Genomic DNA, 19,505 nt, shown 5'->3' on the forward strand with positions numbered 1-19,505 from the left:
GATGAATGAAACTTTAAAACGGGGTATATCAGGAGCTGTATATATCGTATTATTATTGGTTTCTATTTTATATTCAACCGAAACCTTTTTTATATTATTTGGCATCTTTCTGATAATTGCAATTTATGAATTTTGCAATTTGGTTCAAATACATAAAGTATTTCCAATTCTTTTTGGGACTATCTTATATACTACTGTGACTTTATTTAGCCATTACAATAAAAGCACTACAGAAAATCTAAATCATATATTTAATACAAAGTTTGCATATACAATCAATATTGAGACTTTAAATATTATTTTACTTGTAATATGTTTAGTGGTTTCTCTTAAATGTATTCTTTTCTTATTTTATGACAACATTCAAAAAATAAGTAACTCTTCTAAATATCTTTATTTACTAGGTTACATCATACTTCCTTTTATCTTTATAACTAAAATTTCATTTGGAGTAAAAGATTACAACCCTAAAATAATAATAGGATTATTTATATTGGTTTGGACCAACGATACTTTTGCTTATATAGTAGGCAAATCTATTGGTAAAACGAAGTTATTAGAGAAAATATCTCCTAAAAAAACAGTAGAAGGATTCCTTGGCGGAATTATTTTTGCAGTTTTAGCAGGTTATTTGATATCAAAATATTATATTAAAGCCAGTCCTGAACACAGCGACAGGTCAATTCTTATATGGACTTCTATTGCTGTAATAGTAGGAATAGCGGGTACAATAGGAGATTTGATCGAATCTAAATTCAAGCGTATTGCTGGTGTAAAAGATAGCGGAAGCATAATGCCAGGACACGGAGGCATATTAGATCGTTTAGATAGTGTTATATTTGTAGCACCAATTATTTTTTTGTTTTACCAAATTTTAAACTATGTTTCATAAAGAAGGAACCCAATCTATTTTATTAGGCACTATTTTTACTGCTGTTGTACTATTATTGTCTGATAATTTCATTGACACCAATTGGCTTAAAATGGTCATACAGATAGCTGCATTATTAGTGCTCATTATCATTTTACAATTTTTTAGAAATCCTAAAAGAAATGTTATCATCAACGATAGTCAAATACTTGCACCAGTAGATGGTAAAGTTGTGGTTATTGAGGAAGTATACGAAGGTGAGTATTTCAAAGACAAAAGATTACAAATTTCTATCTTTATGTCACCAATAAATGTACATGTAACACGTTATGGACTTAGCGGTTTAGTAAAATTTAGCAAATATCATCCTGGAAAGTTCTTAGTCGCTTGGCATCCAAAAGCTAGTGAGGAAAATGAAAGAACGACAATTGTTATAGAAAATAATACTTTTGGAGAAGTATTATACCGTCAAATTGCTGGAGCTTTAGCCCGCAGAATTGTAAATTATGCAGAAGAAGGTACAACTGTAGTTCAAGGTACAGATGCAGGATTTATAAAATTTGGCTCAAGAATTGATATTTTTTTACCATTAGGAACACCAATAAATGTTACTTTAAATGAAGTGGCAGTAGGTGGAAAAACAGTTATAGCTACAAAACAGTAATGACTCAGAAAGATTTAGATACTCAATTCTTAGAAGCTGTTGAAATAGCTTCTAAAATGACTCAGGCATCTTTACCACAAGATGTTCAATTGCGCCTATATGCTTCATACAAACAAGCTACGTTAGGAACTGTGGATCTAAAACAAAATTCATCCTATCATTTGAGAGATGCTTTTAAGACGAACGCTTGGATGCAGATCAGTCATCTTAGTATAGATGAAGCCAAGCAACAATATATAGAAATGATTCATTCGTTATTTAAAAAATAATCTAATTATGAAAAAATTATATTTTTGGATTCCGTTAGTCTCTTTTTTGGGTTTTTTAAATTCTTGTAATGAAAAAAAATTAATTGAAGTTGTTGAAGTTCCATTACCTACTACGGTAGAAAAAAAAGTAGTAATGGGGTCACCTGATGATGTAAGAGCAGATGAGGGATCTTTTCAAATGGACAGATTACCTTATCCTTATGATGCCCTAAAACCGGACATATCAGCGACTGCATTAGAAATTCATTATTCAAAACATTATTTAACTTACACTAATAACTTAAACAAAGCACTATTAGGAACTCCTTTAGAAAACCTAACAATTGAAGAAGTAGTATCTAAATTAGACCCTAATGACGAAGCACTTCGGAACAATGCTGGTGGTTATTATAACCATTCGCTGTATTGGAAATGTATGGCTCCTAATACAGGAGGTGAACCAAATGGAACTTTAGGCGAAGCCATTATTAAAGATTTTGGTTCGTTTGGTACCTTTAGTACTTCTTTTAAAAATCAAGCAACGAAACACTTTGGGTCTGGATGGGCTTGGCTAATAGTTGATAAAACAGGCAAACTACAAGTAACCAGCACTTCTAATCAAGACAATCCTCTTATGAGAAATGCAGCTGTTCCTGGAACTCCAATATTAGCCTTAGATGTTTGGGAACACGCTTACTATTTAGACTACCAATACAAAAGAGCTAATTATGTAGATGACTTTTTTAACAACATTAATTGGAAAAAAGTAGAAGAATTTTATGAAGCTGCATTAAAAAAATAATTCTCTTTTTTGAACATATAAAATACTGCTACGGAAACGTAACAGTATTTTTTTTTTTATAATCGTTACTTACAATTTTAAAAAAACAATACTAGTATTAAGAATAATTTTGTTCCATTTTTTTATTACCACTTATTTTCAAAAATTCTACAAAAGCATTCTTAATATAGCATAATTTTAATGCTCTGTACTGTGTGAGTGTTTTAATTTAAAATAAAAACACAAACCTCTGATGTTCTATTTTTTTTTTAGCAATTCATCGATTGAATTATTAGAAAACAAAGCTCTTAATTTATGTAACGCAGTTCTAATTTAGGTTTTAATTAAACACAAACTTTAGTATATAATTAAACTACTTAACATCGGGTATTTACCTGTTATAAATAAATCTTAATATAGATTAGGATTGTATCCTTTTTCATAAATTTGACAAAAATTAAATCCTTTGAAAAAATCACTGTTTTTCGTTCGTTATTGTTTCGTACTACTAATTACAAATGTAGTTTTGGCACAAGCCCCGAAAAAAATTATTATTGAAAATTCTGATTTTGCCGATGTAAATCAAACAGAAACTCCAGATGCTTTGCTGCTTGTTGGAAATGTTCGCGTGAATCACGATGGAATTGTTATGACTTGCAACAAAGCTTACTATTTTCAAAAGGAAAATTACATTAAAGCATTTGGTAATGTACAAATGGTGCAAGGTGACACTTTATTCTTGAACAGTAAATATGCTGAGTATAATGGGAATGCAAAAAAAGCCTATGCTACCGGAGATGCAGTAATGAGCTCACCAGACGCAACATTAGTAACAGAGACAATCAATTTTGATCGTAACACTCAGGAAGCTTTTTATGAAACTCCTGGCACGATAACCAATAAAGACAATACCTTGCAAAGTAACGCCGGCAGATACTATGTTAATCAAAAGAAATTTCAGTTTTTAACTGCTGTAACTATAACAAATCCGACCTACGTAATTAAATCGAATCACCTTGATTATTTTAGTAATTCAGGACACTCCTATCTCTTTGGGCCTTCAACAATTACCAGTAAAGCCAATTATATTTACACTGAAAAAGGATTTTACGATACCAAAAAAAACTTAGCCCATTTTTTGAATAAATCCTATATTAAATACGATGATAGAGTGATTAAAGGCGATAGTTTATACTATGATCGAAATCGAGAATTTGCATCGGCAACGAGAAATGTAAAAATTACTGATTCAATCAACCGCGGAATCATTAAAGGAAATTATGCTGAAATGTATAAAAAAAAGGATTCGGTTTTTGTAACCAAAAGAGCTGTTGCAGTAAACTTTGTCGAAAATGATTCGGTTTATATTCATGGAAAAAAACTAATGGTTACTGGAAAAGAAGGAAATCGCATCATCCGAGCCTTTAATAATGTACGTTTTTATAAAACGGATATGAGCGGAAAATGTGATTCAATTCATTCTGATTCTAAAATTGCATTGACAAAAATGATTGGTAATCCAATACTTTGGAATGGTGAAAGTCAGATTACGGGAGACATTATGCACATAATAGGAAATAATACAACCCAAAAATTAGACTCACTCAAAGTACTTAACAATACATTTTTGGTTTCAAAAGATACTTTAGGAACTGGTTATAACCAAGTTAAAGGTCAAAATCTCTATGGTAAATTTTTTGAAGGTAAACTACGCGATGTTGATATTATCAAAAATGCAGAAGTCATCTATTACATGCGAAATGATGCCAAAGATCTTATTGGGATCAACAAAAATGTAAGTAGCAAAATAAATCTTCTTTTAGAAAAAAATGAAATAGAAACAATTACTTTTTTCAATCAAGTTGATGGTGATATTTATCCAGAAAAAGATCTCCCAGAAAATGCACGTAAACTAAGAGGACTAGTTTGGCGAGGAGAAGAAAGAATAAAATCTAAAGATGATATTTTCCCACCAGAAGAAGATGAAGACAATGAGCTGCTAGCTAAGGCAAAAAAATCTGAAAAAGCCTTAGAGAATGTTCCTATGAAGATAAGGAAAGAGACTTTAAATTATGATAAAAAGAAAAGTCCACAGACTCCAAAAAAAGGAAAAGTAAAATAATTTAATACAAAACGTTTTGAACACTGATTTTATAAAGTATCAAGCACAAACTTCTCCGTATCCTTTAGGAATGGAAGTTTCTCATGCCATAGGCTCCTATATTTACGACACCAATAATAAAAAATACTTAGATTTTGTAGCAGGCGTTTCAGCTTGCCCGCTTGGACATCAACATCCAAGAGTAAATGAAGCGATCAAAGACCAACTCGACAAATATTCACACGTAATGGTTTATGGAGAATATTCACAAAGTCCAGCGGTTGAATATTGCAAATTACTGGCCTCACTCCTACCATCTTCATTAGACAAAACCTATTTAGTAAATTCTGGAACAGAAGCTATTGAAGGAGCTTTAAAACTAGCAAGACGAACCACGGGAAGAAGCCAATTGATCTCATGTTACAATGCGTATCATGGCAATACGATGGGTTCGATGAGTGTTATGGGCTTTGAAGAACGAAAACAAGTTTTTCGTCCTTTAATACCTGATGTAGATTTTATCACATTCAATAACGAAGCTGATTTACAAAAAATAACAAATAAAACTGCCGGAATTATATTGGAAACTATTCAGGGAGGTGCTGGATTTATTCAACCACATAATGATTTTTTAAAAAAAGTACGCCAACGATGTGATGAAGTTGGTGCCATGATGATTTTAGATGAGATTCAACCCGGTTTTGGACGAACAGGAAAACTTTTTGGATTTCAAAATTACGATGTCGTTCCCGATATTCTCGTTATAGGAAAAGGAATGGGTGGCGGAATGCCGGTTGGTGCTTTTACAGCTTCAGCCGAACGTATGGATTTATTAAGTGAAAATCCAAAACTAGGACATATCACTACTTTTGGTGGACATCCTGTCATAGCGTCAGCCTGTTTGGCCACTTTGAAAGAAATTACCGAGACCAATCTAATGGCAGAAGCCCTAGAGAAAGAAAAACTATACAGATCTCTTTTGGTACATCCTTTGATAGAGGAAGTACGAGGAAAAGGTTTAATGTTGGCCGCTATGACAAAAAACGCCGATATCACAAATGAAGTAATTCTGAAATGTCAAGACAAAGGGCTTATTTTATTTTGGCTACTTTTTGAAGGAACAGCAATACGAATTACGCCACCGCTTACCATTTCTAATGAAGAAATTAAAGAAGGTTGCGCAATTATTCTAGAGGTTATGGACGAGATTTTCAATAGATAATAATTATTTTTAGGAGCTATTCCTGCTATCCGTTACAATCTTTTATGGCGAAACCCGCCATAAAAGGATTTTCACTTCTATCAGGGCTAGAATCTAAGGTTTTTAAGGAATTTATTTTAGAAACTGAAATTTATTTTTTGTTAATTAAATTGTTCAAAACAATTACCACTTCTCCTCACATTAACAGTAAGGATGCCTAACTTTATTTAGGCTATATTAAAAAAACACAGTATGCAATTAAGCAACGAAGAAGAAGACCATAACTTATCCCTATCTAAATTTGAGTCTATGTTGAAAACCAACAAAGTGCTCTTTTTTGACTCGGAGGAATTTGAAGAAATTATTCTTCACTATCTCGATATGGGTAAGGCCGCTTTGGCAAAAAAAGCATTAAAATTAGCACTAGATCAACACCCTAAATCAACCGGACTAAAATTAGTTCAAGTGGAGATGTTAGTCTACGATGACAAATTAGAATTAGCAGAAAAACTATTGAATGAATTATATGCAATCGAACCAACAAACGAAGAAATATACATTCAAAAAGCAAATATTTACTCCAAAAGAGATCAGCATGATAAAGCAGTTGAGTTATTAAAAATTGCTTTAAAATACACAGATGATTATGCCGATGTCTATAACTTAATAGGTATGGAATACTTATTTATGGACAATTTTGAGCTAGCAAAAGAAAATTTTATTAAATGTCTAGAAGAGGATTTAGAAGATCAATCTGCATTATATAACGTGGTCTATTGTTTTGAATTTTTAGATCAAAATCAAGAAGCTATAATTTTCTTAAATCAATATATTGAAAAAAATCCGTACAGCGAAATTGCTTGGCATCAAGTAGGACGTTTGCATTACGGTGTAAAAGAATATGAAAGCGCTATTCGTGCCTTTGATTATGCCACATTAATTGATGATGAATTCCTAGGAGCGTTTATGGAAAAAGCGAAAGCTTTTGAACGTTTAAAAAAATACAAAGAAGCAATTGAAAGTTACGAAAGAACCATCGAATTAGAAGATGCGACCTCTTATGCATTGTTAAGAATAGGAAAATGTTATGAAAAAATAGGAAAGAAAGCTTTAGCATTAAAATATTTTAATGAGACTGTACATGAAGATCCACTTTTAGACAAAGGTTGGATTGCTATTACTGATTTTTACATAAGACAAAAAAACTATCAAAAAGCACTTTTCTTTGTCAATAAAGCACTAGCAATTGACAATCAAAATCGCTTATATTGGAAACGTTATGCCTCGATAAACAAACAAATGAACTTCTTTGAAGAAGCAGAATTTGGCTATAGAAAAGCGGTAGAATTTGGAGATCACTCTCTAGAAACATGGTTGTTTTGGGTAGATATTCTTCAGTTTTTAGGAGAATTTCAAAGTGCTGTTCAAACTTTATTACAAGCTTCTGAATATTTTCCAGAAGAAAATGAAGTAGAATATCGTTTGGCCGGATTATACTATATGTTATCAGAAGCTACAAAAGCAAAGTTTCACTTAAGCAATGCTTTACGATTGAATTTAGCCAACCAAACTCTTTTAGAAGAGTTATTTCCTGTAGTTTGGGCAAAAAAGATAGTACAAAATTTTATTGCAAAACATAATAAATTATAATGATAGACATTGTACAAAAAGGTTTTGGTTTAGTAGGAAGAAATATAAGCTACTCCTTCTCTAAAGCTTATTTTACTAAAAAATTCAGTAACGAAAACTTTGAAGGATGTAGTTATGTAAACTTTGACATTCAGGAAATAGACACTTTCTCTGATATTATAACTAATACTCCAAACCTAAAAGGTTTAAATGTTACTATTCCTTATAAAGAAACTGTTATTCCTTTTTTAGATAAATTGTCAAAAAAAGCAGCTCTAATAGGGGCTGTAAATACAATTAGAGTAACTAAGAAAGGAAAATTAAAAGGGTATAACACAGATTATTATGGTTTCAAAAAATCATTAAAACCCTTATTATTGTCTCATCATAAAAAAGCCTTAATTTTAGGAACAGGTGGAGCTTCAAAAGGAGTTGCATATGCTTTAGACGAACTTAATATTCCGTATACTTTTGTTTCAAGAGAAGCTAAAGAAAATGGTATCAGTTATGATCGCATCAATGCTACTACGTTTGATAATTATCAAATTATAATTAATACTACTCCTGTTGGAACAAGTCCTAACATAGAGGCATATCCCAATATTCCGTATGACTATTTTACGAATAACCATATTGCATTTGATCTGATTTATAACCCTGAAGAAACACAATTCTTAAAAAAAGCAAAACAGAAAGGAGCACAAATTACAAACGGTTTAGACATGCTTATATTTCAAGCAGAGAAAGCATGGAAAATTTGGAATAAGTAATTTGTAAAACACAATAACAAAATTTGAATATAAAACCACAACTATAAAATGTTGTGGTTTTTTTTTTACTCTTAATTCAATTTATTTTGATAAAAAGCATCCAGTTAAGTAGGAATTAAATTGTACAATATAATTTATAATGGATTTAAATCTGATAATTTCAGCGAAAAAAAGTGATAATGAGCAGATTAATTTTGTATTTTCATACTGCTTTAGTACCTTTCGCAATAGATACAATTACAAACCTTACACATTGAAAAAATGTTAGAAGAAAAGAATGATAACCTGTCTCGCCATGAGAGCGAAACAGATGGAAATATTGAAAACAATTCAGTTGAGTCAACTACAACTGTGACTGAGTCTATAGAAAATAATATTTCTAAAGAAACTACTGCTTTTGCTGCAGAAGAAAATGAAATACAACCTTCTGAGAATAAAATTGTAGAAACTCAAAATCAGAATGCACTTGATGCTATTTCAGATACTAATGCAGAAGAAAGTGAAGACGAAACTCTAAAAGAGCGTCATGATATTCCCATGCAAGATTATGATACCTTATCATTAGAAGAGTTAGTAGAAGAACTAAAAAACCTGGTTTCTAATGAAAAATTAGTATCAGCAAAAGATCATATAGAAGAAATAAAGAAATCGTTTTTGGCGAAATACAATCACCTTTTAGAAGAGAAAAAAGAAGAATTTGCTGCGGAAAACCAAGATCCAAATGAAGAATTTCAATATCATTCTCCTTTAAAGAGCAATTTTGACAAATATTACTCCATTTTCAGAGATGCAAAAAATGCGCATTTCAAAAACTTACAAACAAATCTAAAAACTAATTTAGAAAACCGTTTGGCTATCGTAGAAGAATTAAAAGAGCTTATTAATCCTCAAGCAAATATTAAGGATACCTTAAAACATTTTAATGATTTAAGAGAGCGTTGGAAAAATGCTGGACCAATTCCAAAAGACAAATACAATCACGTTTGGAATAATTTCCATTTTCATGTAGAAAATTTCTATGATTATTTGCATTTAGACAGAGAAGCTAGAGATCTTGATTTTAAACATAATTTAGAGCAAAAACAAAAAATTGTTGCCCGTGTTGAAGAATTAGTAAACGAGGCAGATATTAATAAAGCTTTTAGAGAACTACAAGATTTACATAGAATCTGGAAAGAAGATATTGGTCCTGTTTCGCGTGAACACCGCGATGAAATCTGGAACAAGTTTAGTGACTTAACTAAGCAAATGCATGATAAAAGAGAGGTTTTATTTGAAAATCAAAGAGGAACTGAACTTGAAAATTTAGCAAAGAAAAAAGATATTATTGCTCAAATTGAAGTTTTAGCTACTGAAAAAGTAAATGCACATTCACAATGGCTTGCTCAAATTGAAAAAGTAGAAGCTTTACGAACTACTTTTTTCTCTTCTGGAAAAGTACCTTCAGATGTTAATGAAGAAACTTGGTCTGCATTTAAAACTGCTGTTAGAAATTTTAATTCTTTCAAAAACTCATTTTACAAAGATATTAAGAAAGACCAAAATGACAATTTAAGCAAGAAAACAGCTCTTGTTGCAAAAGCTAAAGCTTTACAAGAAAGTACAGACTTTGCTGCCACTACTCCAATTATGAAGCAAATTCAAGAGGAATGGAAACAAATAGGTCACGTTCCCCGAAAATACTCTGATAAAATTTGGAAAGAATTTAAAGATGCTTGTAATCACTATTTTGAAAAACTAAAAGAACAAAAAAGCGAAGAAAATACAGAAGAAGTTGCTGCTTTTGATAATAAAAAAGCCTATTTAGAAACGCTGAGAGAATTTCAATTGGTAGGAGAACACAAAGCAGATCTAGATGCAATTAAACTGCATATTGAAACTTGGAAAAACTTTGGTAAAGTTCCTTTTCCAAGAAGACATATTGAAGGTAAATTTAATAAAATTCTAGATGCTCTTTTTGAAAAATTAAATTTGAGTAAAAAAGATACTGAAATGATGCGTTTTGCAAACCGAGTGGATCATTTAACTGAAAGTAATGATTCCCGTAAGTTAGATAATGAAAAGATCTTTATCATGCGTAAAATTGAAGAAGTACAGAATGAGATCTTTCAATTAGAAAATAACATTCAGTTTTTTACCAATACACGTAATGCAAAAAAAGAAAATTCTATCGTATTAGAAGTTCGAAAAAATATTGCAATTCACAAAGAAACACTTAGTGTCTGGAAGGAAAAGTTAAAACAATTGAGAAATATAAATATCGAATAAAGTATTATTAAATATTAAAACCTTGAACTAAATGTTCAAGGTTTTTTTTATAAAAATAGATTTTAGTTTTAACTTTCATTTATAACAAAAATCACTTTATATTCAATAGCAAAGTATATATTTACAAAATGAATTGGATTCGGAAAACCATATTTATTATTGGGCTTTCATTTGTCTTTTTATTTGTGTTTACTACAAATCAATCTCGGGGTGAAACACTCGAAGTAGAACAAAACAAAACTTCCTTTGCAGCTGATAACGTTCACACCTCCGTTTTTATTCAGCCTCAAGTTGCTTCTTCATTTCTACCACATTACAAAAATCCTAGCTGCTCGTTTATAAAATACTTAATCAGTTATTCTTCTGTAATATCCGATTTTAAAATCAAAACACTTTTTATTCGTTTTGATTATCAAGATATTGACCGATGCGAAAAGGTTTCTCTACTACTCTTCCCTTATCATTCTTTTTGGTAGTAATAACTGTAAAATAGTATTGAAGTCTTTTTAATCTTTACTACTTCTAGGACATTGCTTTGTCCTAATATTGATTGATATCTTTAGATATTCAATACAAATTATCTTGTCATATAAATTACTAAAAAATAAAAAAAATGGATACTTCTATAGCCATAATTGGTCTTGTCCTTACAATTTTAATTGCACTTCCTATATTTTATTCAATAAGATCAAACTCTATGAATAAATCAAAAATTGAAAAAATAAAAGCAGAATTTAGCCAAAACAATCGTTTTAAATTTGAAACTACAGAAACATTAAATAAAAAAGTAATGGCTTTAGACGAAAAAAATAAAGGTTTTCTTTTAATGGATTTTAATTTAAAATCAGAAAAGAACTCGTTTGTCGATTTGAAGGATATTCAAACTAGTAAATTGGTAGTTACAAAGGACAATAGCGGTGAAACAATAACACAAATAGACTTAGAGTTTCATTACAAAGAAAATAAAAAAATAAAATCTGTGCCATTTTATAAAATTGAAAATGATCAAATGGGGCAACTTTGCTTGTATGAAGATCATCAACTTGCAAAAAAATATAAGCAAATAATAGACAATTGCATTTCTATTTAACGCTTATTAAAATAATAAAAAAAGAGACTTTTAAAAGTCTCTTTTTTTATAACTATGCTTAATATGATAATTATCATTTTAAATATTTAGTCATAATGTTACTTTTGATTATTACTAAATTTATTTTTTATGAAAAACTCTTTAATTCAAAAATATAATGTTCCAGGACCTAGATATACTAGTTATCCTACGGTTCCCTATTGGGATGAATCTGATTTTTCGTATGAAATTTGGACTGAAACCTTAAAAAAATCATTTGTAGAAAGTAACGGTCCAGAAGGAATAAGTCTTTATATTCACTTGCCGTTTTGTGAAAGTTTATGCACTTTTTGTGGATGTAACAAGCGCATCACAAAAAACCATAGTGTAGAGAATCCCTATATTGATGCGGTTCTAAAAGAGTGGTCAATCTATTGTAAAATATTAGGAGAAAAACCAACTATCAAGGAAATACATTTAGGAGGAGGAACACCAACGTTTTTTTCGCCAAAGAATTTAGAAGATTTAATAAACGGAATCTTTACTAGCGCTGTAAAAGCTACTAATTATGAATTTAGTTTTGAAGGACATCCTAACAATACTTCTCACGAACATCTACAGAAATTGTATGATTTAGGATTTAGAAGAGTTAGTTTTGGCGTACAAGATTATTCTGCTAAAGTTCAAAAAGCAATACATAGAGAACAACCCTTTCATAATGTGGCAAAAGTTACTTTTTGGGCCAGAGAGATTGGTTATACATCTATCGGTCATGATATTATATTTGGTTTACCCTTTCAGGAAATTGAAGATGTAATAGATACTATTGAAAAAACTAAATCATTACAACCCGATCGATTGGCATTTTATAGTTATGCTCACGTTCCTTGGATTAAAGGAAATGGTCAACGTGGTTTTAAAGATGAAGACATTCCTAAAGATGATAAAAAAAGAATGCTTTATGAGACTGGTAAAAAATTACTCTTTGAAAATGGCTATCATGAAATAGGAATGGATCATTTTGCCTTAGAAACTGATAGTTTACATGACGCTTTTGAAAACGGAAAACTGCACCGCAATTTCATGGGATATAGCTCTTCTAAAACCCAATTGATGATAGGTTTAGGCGTTTCATCGATTAGTGATAGTTGGTATAGTTTTGCTCAAAATGTAAAAAACTTAGAAGATTATTATCAAATATTAGAATGGGATAAACTACCGGTTTATCGTGGACATGTTTTAAATAACGAAGATTTAAAAATTAGAAAGCACATTTTAAATTTGATGTGTCAATTTGAAACATCATGGGAAAATAAAGAAACTTATTTTGAAGAGATTCCAGAGGTTCTTGTTCAATTAAAGGAAATGGAAAACGACGGATTGCTGATTATTAATAAAAACAGCATTCAAGTTACCGATGCTGGTAAACCATATGTTCGTAATATCTGTATGGCATTTGATTTACGTTTGAAAAGAAAAGCACCAGAAACACAATTATTCTCTATGACAATCTAAAATTAAAATTAAATAAAAAAAATACGCCTTGAGCGTATTTTTTTATGACATTTAGTAATGCTAAAATTAGTGACAATTAGGATCTCCTTGAACAAATAAGCTCATATTGGAAGGAGAAATATAAGGAATTCCTAAACCCAAACCTCTCAAAATAAACAAACAACCTATAATAACAGCTACATAGGGAATTACTTTTTGAATTCTATTACGGATCGGAATGGTTAAAAACGAATTAATATACACTACACTACTCATCATAGGAACGGTTCCCAAACCGAATAAAATCATATATAAGACTCCCAATCCTTCGCTTTGCATCGCTATTGCTCCAAATAGAGCTACATAGACCATTCCGCAAGGCAAAAAGCCATTTAATAAACCAATAGTAAACAAAGATTTATAACTCTTATTTTTAAATTGACTTCCTAAAGCAGTTTTAATTTTAGATATCAACTTAAAAACAGGCTTAGAGAAATTATATTTAGCAAAAATCTTATCAGGAACTAAGACTATTAAAATCATAGCGATGCCTATGAAAATGGATAAATTTTGTTGAATACCTGCTAAAAAAAAACCTTTTCCAAGAAGTCCAAATATAAAACCAATCGAAGCATAAGCTGTTAACCTGCCTATATGATAAGTAATAATTTGAGTTACTTTTTTAGCTTGATTATTACGATCTACAGGCAACATCATCGCAATAGGTCCACACATACCAATGCAATGAAAACTACTTATTAAACCGAAGATAAAGGCAGAGTAAAGCATTATTGTTAATTCTATTGTTATAAAATTGAAAGCCACAAAGTCAAAAATAAGACTTGGTGGCTTTTAATTTTATTAATTGATATAAATTATTTCTTTAGACAAATAGGACTTTCCATCATATTGCCATTCCATATTAATGTCCCATCGACCGCCTGCCAAACTTTTTTTAGGTATGAGCAAAGTAGTAGCATCAGAAAGAGAAATTGGAATTTCAAAATCTAATTTTTTGTTAGACGGTCTATAAAGGGACACAATTCCTTTTATATTTTTGGGTGTAAATGAACTAGGAAATACGATAGTAACTCCATCTTCAACTGCAGCAATTACAGGTTTTAAAACTAAATCTTCTGCATTTTGCACTCTTTTCATTTCTGCACCAAAATTAGCATCATGCTTGTAATACTCTTCTACAACTAAATCATTATCATATTTTGAATCTGATTGTACTTTAAAAACAAAATATAATATGAAGGTTATAAACAAACCAAAAGCAATTACGATTGCAGTTCCCCAATTAATTTTCATGTTATTTTTATTTATAAATTTTACAGTTTTGTAAATTAGTCAAAACTTCTAGGACTTAAAAAGCTTGTGGTACTCGTTTCAATTTTTTTACCACCATCATAAACTTCGATCTTTAATTTGGTCTTATCGCTATCCAATAAATTCTTATTTATCTCAATAAACAATGTCCCGCCACTCATTCCTTGCTTTGGCACTTGCAAGACTTGTTTACCTACAACATTTAATGTTCCTTTTATACCAACTAATTTAAAATGAACATCATTAAAATTATTATTGGTTTTATTTATAATTTTAAACGTATAGATATTACTGATATTTTCTCCTTTATGCTGAAACAATTGTCCTGGCAAACGCAATATTGTAGCCTCGACGTCCGTACGTAAAAACAAAAGCCCAATTAATATTCCTGTCAAAATAAATAATATCGCTGAATAACCTTTCATTCTAGGAGTAAATTTAAACTTTACGTTTTTCTCAATTTCTTCCTCAGAGGCGTAACGGATTAATCCTCTCGGCAATCCAATATTATCCATAATGACATCACATTCATCAATACATGCCGTACAATTGACGCATTCCATTTGCGTTCCGTTGCGGATATCAATACCCGTTGGACAAACATTTACACATTGTTTACAATCAATACAATCTCCTTTTCCTGAAGCTGCTCTGTCTTCTTGTTTATTGTATTTAGCTCTACCTGCTTCTTTTTCACCACGAACAAAATCGTAAGCAACATTAATCGATTTATCATCTAACAAAACGCCTTGTAATCTTCCGTAAGGACAAGCTATAATACATACTTGTTCTCTAAACCAAGCAAAAACGAAATAAAAAATTCCTGTAAAAATCAAAAGCGATATTAATGTACTGATGTGATCTTTAGGTCCTTCTTCGATCATCAAAAATAATTTATCACTCCCAATAAGATAAGCAAGAAATACATTAGCAATAAAAAAAGAAATAATTAAAAATACAGACCATTTAAGTGCTTTTTTTCTAATTTTCTCTGCATTCCATTCTTGCTTTTCTAAACGGATTTGTGCTCCTCTATCGCCTTCAATCCAGTATTCAAATCTACGGAAAACCATTTCTAAAAATATAGTCTGCGGACAAATCCATCCACAAAAGATCCTTCCAAAAATAACTGTAAATAGAATTACGAATACAACTCCTACCAGTAAAAAAAGAACGAAAATATAAAAATCTTGTGGCCAAAATGGAAATCCAAAAATATTGAATCGCCTTTCCAGAATATTAAACATCATGAATTGGTTGTCATTGATCTTTATAAAAGGACAAACAACAAATATGATCAATAAAAAATAACTGAGCCATTTCCTATAATCATAAAACTTCCCTGAAGGTTTTTTTGGAAAAATAAATTTTCTATTTCCTTCAGTATCTATTGTACCAATAGTGTCTCTAAAAGCTTCATCTGGTAATTTTGACATTTTTTTTTATTTAAAACACAATTTTAAAATAATTCTTAAAATCCTAAAGCTAAATAAAAACGCGTGTTTTTAATTATTATTTAACTGTAATAAATATTACTCCTCAACCCAAACTTCACCTTCTGGAGCTTTGGGATCAGTTGGATTACTTCCTTTTAAAGATATAATATAACTTGCCACTTTTTGCATTTCTTTGGGTTTTAAAGTTCCTTTCCATGCAATCATTCCTTTACCATCACGACCTCCATTTACTAAGGTGTGGAAAATATTTTTAATACCTCCGCCTAAGATCCATTGATCATCTGTCAAGTTTGGTCCAATTTGACCTCCAGCATCTGCTCTGTGACAAGCAGCACAATTAGTAGTAAATATCTCTTTTCCTACTGCTAAATCTGCTGGATCAGTTAATAAAGTAACTGTTTTTTCGTCCATCATATCCGGTGCAGTTTTCATATACTCAGCCACTTCAATTTTAGCTTGAGCTATTTCTTTCTTAAGTTCCATCTCTTGATCATCAGCTCCTAATATTTCAAAACGAACCATATAGATCACTCCAAATACAATTGATGCATAGAATAAATAAACCCACCATGATGGTAAATTGTTATCTAGTTCTTTTATACCATCATAATCATGCTCTAATAATAACTGGTCTTCACTAACCGTTTCATCAGCACTAACTAATTTTTTATACCATTTTTTTTCTGTTATATTCCAATTAGTATTTTGATTTAATTCGGCTTTTTGCTCGTCAGTTAGTAAATGATAGGTGACATTATCTACTGCTCTCATAGTAATTGCAATGGCAACCAAAACAAAAAGGAACACCAATAAAAATACAGAAACCATTGGGTACTTTATAAAGGCAGGTTTATCTCCTGAGTCAATGAAATACTCCATTGCTCCAAAAGCAGCAAAGAATATTACAAGAACGCTAACGTATGCTGGAATTAATTTTTTCATTCTCTAAATTTTAAAAAATTATACTATTTTATTGTCATTCAATGGCATCTGACTTAGCTCATCGATTCTTTCTTTTTTATATGAAAACACCCAAATACCAAGTCCTACAAAAAATAAGAAAAAAATCAATAAGGATAAGATAGGAAATATGGAAACTCCATCGATGGTCTCCAAATTATGTTTTACTTGTTCAAACATGATTAACTAATTTTAGTATTATTTCTTTACTTTAATATCTGTTCCAAGTCTTTGCATATAAGCAATCATAGCTACAATTTCTCTTTCGTTCATAGGAACAAATTTTTCTCCTCTAGCTTCTGCTTTTTTCTTACTTTCATCATAACTTTTCACAAAGTCAGGATCATTTTTTAAACTTTCTTCAATGGCAAGAGCTTGTTTTCTTAAATCATCCAAACCACTCGCTACTTGAGCTTCTGTGTAAGGTACACCAAGGGTAACCATAGCTTTCATTTTCTTTTGAGTTAATGAAATATCCATTGGTTTGTTGTCAAATAACCATTTGTATCCAGGCATAATTGAACCTGCAGAAATACTTTGTGGACTCCAGAAGTGGTTAAAATGCCAGTTATCATTGTATTTTCCACCTACTCTTAATAAATCTGGTCCTGTACGTTTTGATCCCCATAAAAATGGATGATCGTACACGAACTCTCCTGCTTTTGCTTGGGGTCCATAACGCTCTACTTCACTACGGAAAGGACGAACAGACTGAGAGTGACAACCCACACAACCTTCACGAATATACAAATCACGTCCTTCTAATTCTAAAGGAGAGTAAGGTTTTACACTTGTAATTGTAGGAATATTTGATTTTACCATAATGGTTGGAACAATCTGAATAACACCACCAATCAAAATAGCCACAGTTGCTAAAATTGTCAATTGAATAGGTTTTCTTTCTAACCAAGGGTGAAATTTTTCTCCTTTTACTCTTCCAGAACTTATTCTAACTAAAGCTGGAGCTTCGGCTAATTCATCTTCAATAGTTGCACCTGCTCTTAATGTTTGAACAATGTTATATACTAAAACAAGCATTCCAGTTAAATAAAGACATCCACCAATTGCTCTCATCCAATACATTGGCATGATTTGAGTAACTGTTTCTAAAAAGTTACCATAAGTTAACGTTCCGTCTGGATTAAACTGTTTCCACATTGAAGCTTGTAAGAAACCAGCAACATACATTGGAATTGTATATAAAATAACACCTAATGTACCAATCCAAAAGTGAAAGTTAGCTAATTTTAAAGAGTACAAACTGGTTTTTGCCATTCTAGGAACTAACCAATAAATCATACCAAAAGCCATAAATCCGTTCCAAGCTAATGCACCTACGTGAACGTGAGCAATAATCCAATCCGTATAGTGAGCAATAGCATTTACGTTTTTAAGAGATAGCATTGGCCCTTCAAAAGTGGCCATACCGTAACCTGTAATCGCTACAACGAAGAATTTCAAAACAGGATCTACACGTACTTTATCCCAAACACCTCTTAAAGTCAAAAGCCCGTTTATCATACCACCCCAAGATGGAGCAAGTAACATTATTGAGAAAGCAACTCCTAAATTCTGAGCCCAGTTAGGTAATGCAGAATATAATAAGTGGTGAGGTCCAGCCCAAATATATATAAAAATCAAAGACCAAAAGTGAACGATTGATAATCTATATGAATATACAGGACGATTAGCCGCTTTAGGAACAAAATAATACATTAAACCTAAGAAAGGAGTAGTCAAGAAAAATGCAACCGCATTATGACCGTACCACCATTGTACTAATGCATCTTGAACTCCTGCGTAAACAGAATAACTTTTGAATGCAGATACTGGTAATTCTAAATTATTAAAAATATGTAAAACTGCTACAGTAACAAAAGTTGCTAAATAAAACCAAATAGCAACATATAAATGGCGCTCTCTACGTTTTATCATCGTACCAATCATATTGATACCCATTACAACCCAAATAAGAGTAATAGCAATATCAATAGGCCACTCTAGCTCAGCATATTCCTTTGACGAACTAAAACCTAATGGCAAAGTAATCGCTGCAGCAACAATGATTAGTTGCCAACCCCAAAAGTGAATATTACTCAAGAAATCACTGTACATCCTTGCTTTAAGCAATCGTTGCATAGAATAATACATTCCAGCAAAAAAAGCATTTCCTACGAAAGCAAAAATAACAGCATTTGTGTGTAGTGGTCTTAATCGACCGTAACTTAACCATGAAATTCCATCGGTCATGTTTGGGAAAAGAAACATAAAGGCCAATGTAAGCCCTACTACCATTCCTACCACACCAAAAGCGATGGTGGCATAAATGAATTTCTTTACAATTTTGTTGTCATAATAAAACTGCTGCATTTCCATAAATAAATTTGTTTTTAACTTAATTTAAACATTTTGAAGTCAATACTATAGATTTAGACATCTAATTTATTTTCTTCTTTTTTTTCAACTTTAATTTCCTTTTTTGTTGGTTTCAATAGCTCATCATCAAAAAGCATCCTGACAGATGGTGTATAATCATCATCGTATTGACCTGTTTTCACTGCTGTTATAAAAGCAATAAAAAAACCAATAGCAATTATTATACTGATGGTTATTAATAAATAAATGACACTCATACCTAAGTTTATGTTACAAAATTACTG

Annotated in this window: 19 protein-coding genes; 12 read left to right on the forward strand and 7 right to left on the reverse strand. The window is 31.1% G+C overall.

What is annotated here, in order from left to right; translation table 11 throughout:
• Nucleotide 1: 1 nt before the first annotated feature.
• The 12 genes from J3S90_RS00345 to hemN all read left to right on the forward strand — a co-directional run bounded on the left by J3S90_RS00345 (nt 2) and on the right by hemN (nt 13,117).
• On the forward strand, nt 2-892 hold the full coding sequence (locus tag J3S90_RS00345; protein ID WP_210643931.1) for a phosphatidate cytidylyltransferase: 891 nt from the start codon (nt 2-4) through the stop codon (nt 890-892).
• Entirely contained in the window at nt 882-1,535 is a 654-nt protein-coding gene (locus tag J3S90_RS00350) for a phosphatidylserine decarboxylase family protein (protein WP_210643933.1), read from the forward strand. Before J3S90_RS00345 ends, J3S90_RS00350 begins: the two co-directional genes overlap by 11 nt.
• On the forward strand, nt 1,535-1,804 hold the full coding sequence (locus J3S90_RS00355; RefSeq protein ID WP_210643935.1) for an acyl-CoA-binding protein: 270 nt from the start codon (nt 1,535-1,537) through the stop codon (nt 1,802-1,804). The genes J3S90_RS00350 and J3S90_RS00355 overlap by 1 nt, the downstream gene beginning before the upstream one ends.
• 7 nt (nt 1,805-1,811) lie before the next feature.
• A complete protein-coding gene (locus J3S90_RS00360; RefSeq protein ID WP_210643938.1) occupies nt 1,812-2,585 on the forward strand; it encodes a superoxide dismutase in 774 nt (257 codons plus the stop codon).
• A gap of 445 nt (nt 2,586-3,030) precedes the next feature.
• On the forward strand, nt 3,031-4,686 hold the full coding sequence (locus tag J3S90_RS00365) for an OstA-like protein (RefSeq protein ID WP_210643939.1): 1,656 nt from the start codon (nt 3,031-3,033) through the stop codon (nt 4,684-4,686).
• Between the two features lie 16 nt (nt 4,687-4,702).
• Nucleotides 4,703-5,887, forward strand: coding sequence for an aspartate aminotransferase family protein (locus J3S90_RS00370; protein ID WP_210643941.1), 1,185 nt, complete (start codon nt 4,703-4,705; stop codon nt 5,885-5,887).
• Between the two features lie 231 nt (nt 5,888-6,118).
• Nucleotides 6,119-7,516, forward strand: coding sequence for a tetratricopeptide repeat protein (locus J3S90_RS00375; protein WP_210643943.1), 1,398 nt, complete (start codon nt 6,119-6,121; stop codon nt 7,514-7,516).
• Entirely contained in the window at nt 7,516-8,265 is a 750-nt protein-coding gene (locus tag J3S90_RS00380; RefSeq protein ID WP_210643945.1) for a shikimate dehydrogenase family protein, read from the forward strand. Before J3S90_RS00375 ends, J3S90_RS00380 begins: the two co-directional genes overlap by 1 nt.
• Nucleotides 8,266-8,526: 261 nt before the next feature.
• Nucleotides 8,527-10,533, forward strand: coding sequence for a DUF349 domain-containing protein (locus tag J3S90_RS00385; RefSeq protein WP_210643947.1), 2,007 nt, complete (start codon nt 8,527-8,529; stop codon nt 10,531-10,533).
• A 128-nt stretch (nt 10,534-10,661) separates the two neighbouring features.
• Nucleotides 10,662-11,009: a hypothetical protein gene (locus J3S90_RS00390; RefSeq protein WP_210643949.1), complete on the forward strand. Its 348-nt coding sequence runs from the start codon at nt 10,662-10,664 to the stop codon at nt 11,007-11,009.
• A 137-nt stretch (nt 11,010-11,146) separates the two neighbouring features.
• Nucleotides 11,147-11,623 (forward strand): hypothetical protein, encoded by a 477-nt coding sequence (locus tag J3S90_RS00395; RefSeq protein WP_210643951.1) that lies wholly within the window; start codon nt 11,147-11,149, stop codon nt 11,621-11,623.
• A 129-nt stretch (nt 11,624-11,752) separates the two neighbouring features.
• Nucleotides 11,753-13,117: an oxygen-independent coproporphyrinogen III oxidase gene (gene hemN, locus J3S90_RS00400; RefSeq protein WP_188049819.1), complete on the forward strand. Its 1,365-nt coding sequence runs from the start codon at nt 11,753-11,755 to the stop codon at nt 13,115-13,117.
• 66 nt (nt 13,118-13,183) lie between these two features.
• On the opposite strand, the gene J3S90_RS00405 is transcribed toward hemN, so the two are convergent.
• The 7 genes from J3S90_RS00405 to ccoS all read right to left on the reverse strand — a co-directional run bounded on the left by J3S90_RS00405 (nt 13,184) and on the right by ccoS (nt 19,478).
• Nucleotides 13,184-13,885: a sulfite exporter TauE/SafE family protein gene (locus J3S90_RS00405; RefSeq protein ID WP_188049818.1), complete on the reverse strand. Its 702-nt coding sequence runs from the start codon at nt 13,883-13,885 to the stop codon at nt 13,184-13,186.
• A gap of 72 nt (nt 13,886-13,957) precedes the next feature.
• Nucleotides 13,958-14,410, reverse strand: coding sequence for a FixH family protein (locus J3S90_RS00410; RefSeq protein WP_210643953.1), 453 nt, complete (start codon nt 14,408-14,410; stop codon nt 13,958-13,960).
• A gap of 35 nt (nt 14,411-14,445) precedes the next feature.
• Nucleotides 14,446-15,864, reverse strand: a complete 1,419-nt coding sequence (gene ccoG / locus J3S90_RS00415; protein WP_210643955.1) for a cytochrome c oxidase accessory protein CcoG — start codon at nt 15,862-15,864, stop codon at nt 14,446-14,448.
• Between the two features lie 96 nt (nt 15,865-15,960).
• Nucleotides 15,961-16,827, reverse strand: a complete 867-nt coding sequence (locus J3S90_RS00420) for a cbb3-type cytochrome c oxidase N-terminal domain-containing protein (RefSeq protein WP_210643957.1) — start codon at nt 16,825-16,827, stop codon at nt 15,961-15,963.
• A gap of 18 nt (nt 16,828-16,845) precedes the next feature.
• Nucleotides 16,846-17,025 carry a CcoQ/FixQ family Cbb3-type cytochrome c oxidase assembly chaperone gene (locus J3S90_RS00425; protein WP_188049814.1) on the reverse strand — a complete coding sequence of 60 codons (180 nt, stop codon included), beginning with the start codon at nt 17,023-17,025 and terminating at the stop codon, nt 16,846-16,848.
• 18 nt (nt 17,026-17,043) lie between these two features.
• The gene (gene ccoN, locus J3S90_RS00430; protein ID WP_188049813.1) at nt 17,044-19,221 is read right to left on the reverse strand and encodes a cytochrome-c oxidase, cbb3-type subunit I; all 2,178 of its coding nucleotides are present in this window, start codon (nt 19,219-19,221) and stop codon (nt 17,044-17,046) included.
• 53 nt (nt 19,222-19,274) lie between these two features.
• Entirely contained in the window at nt 19,275-19,478 is a 204-nt protein-coding gene (gene ccoS / locus J3S90_RS00435) for a cbb3-type cytochrome oxidase assembly protein CcoS (protein ID WP_188049812.1), read from the reverse strand.
• Nucleotides 19,479-19,505 lie beyond the last annotated feature (27 nt).

This window comes from Flavobacterium flabelliforme (genome assembly GCF_017948675.1).
GTDB classification, from domain to species: domain Bacteria; phylum Bacteroidota; class Bacteroidia; order Flavobacteriales; family Flavobacteriaceae; genus Flavobacterium; species Flavobacterium pygoscelis.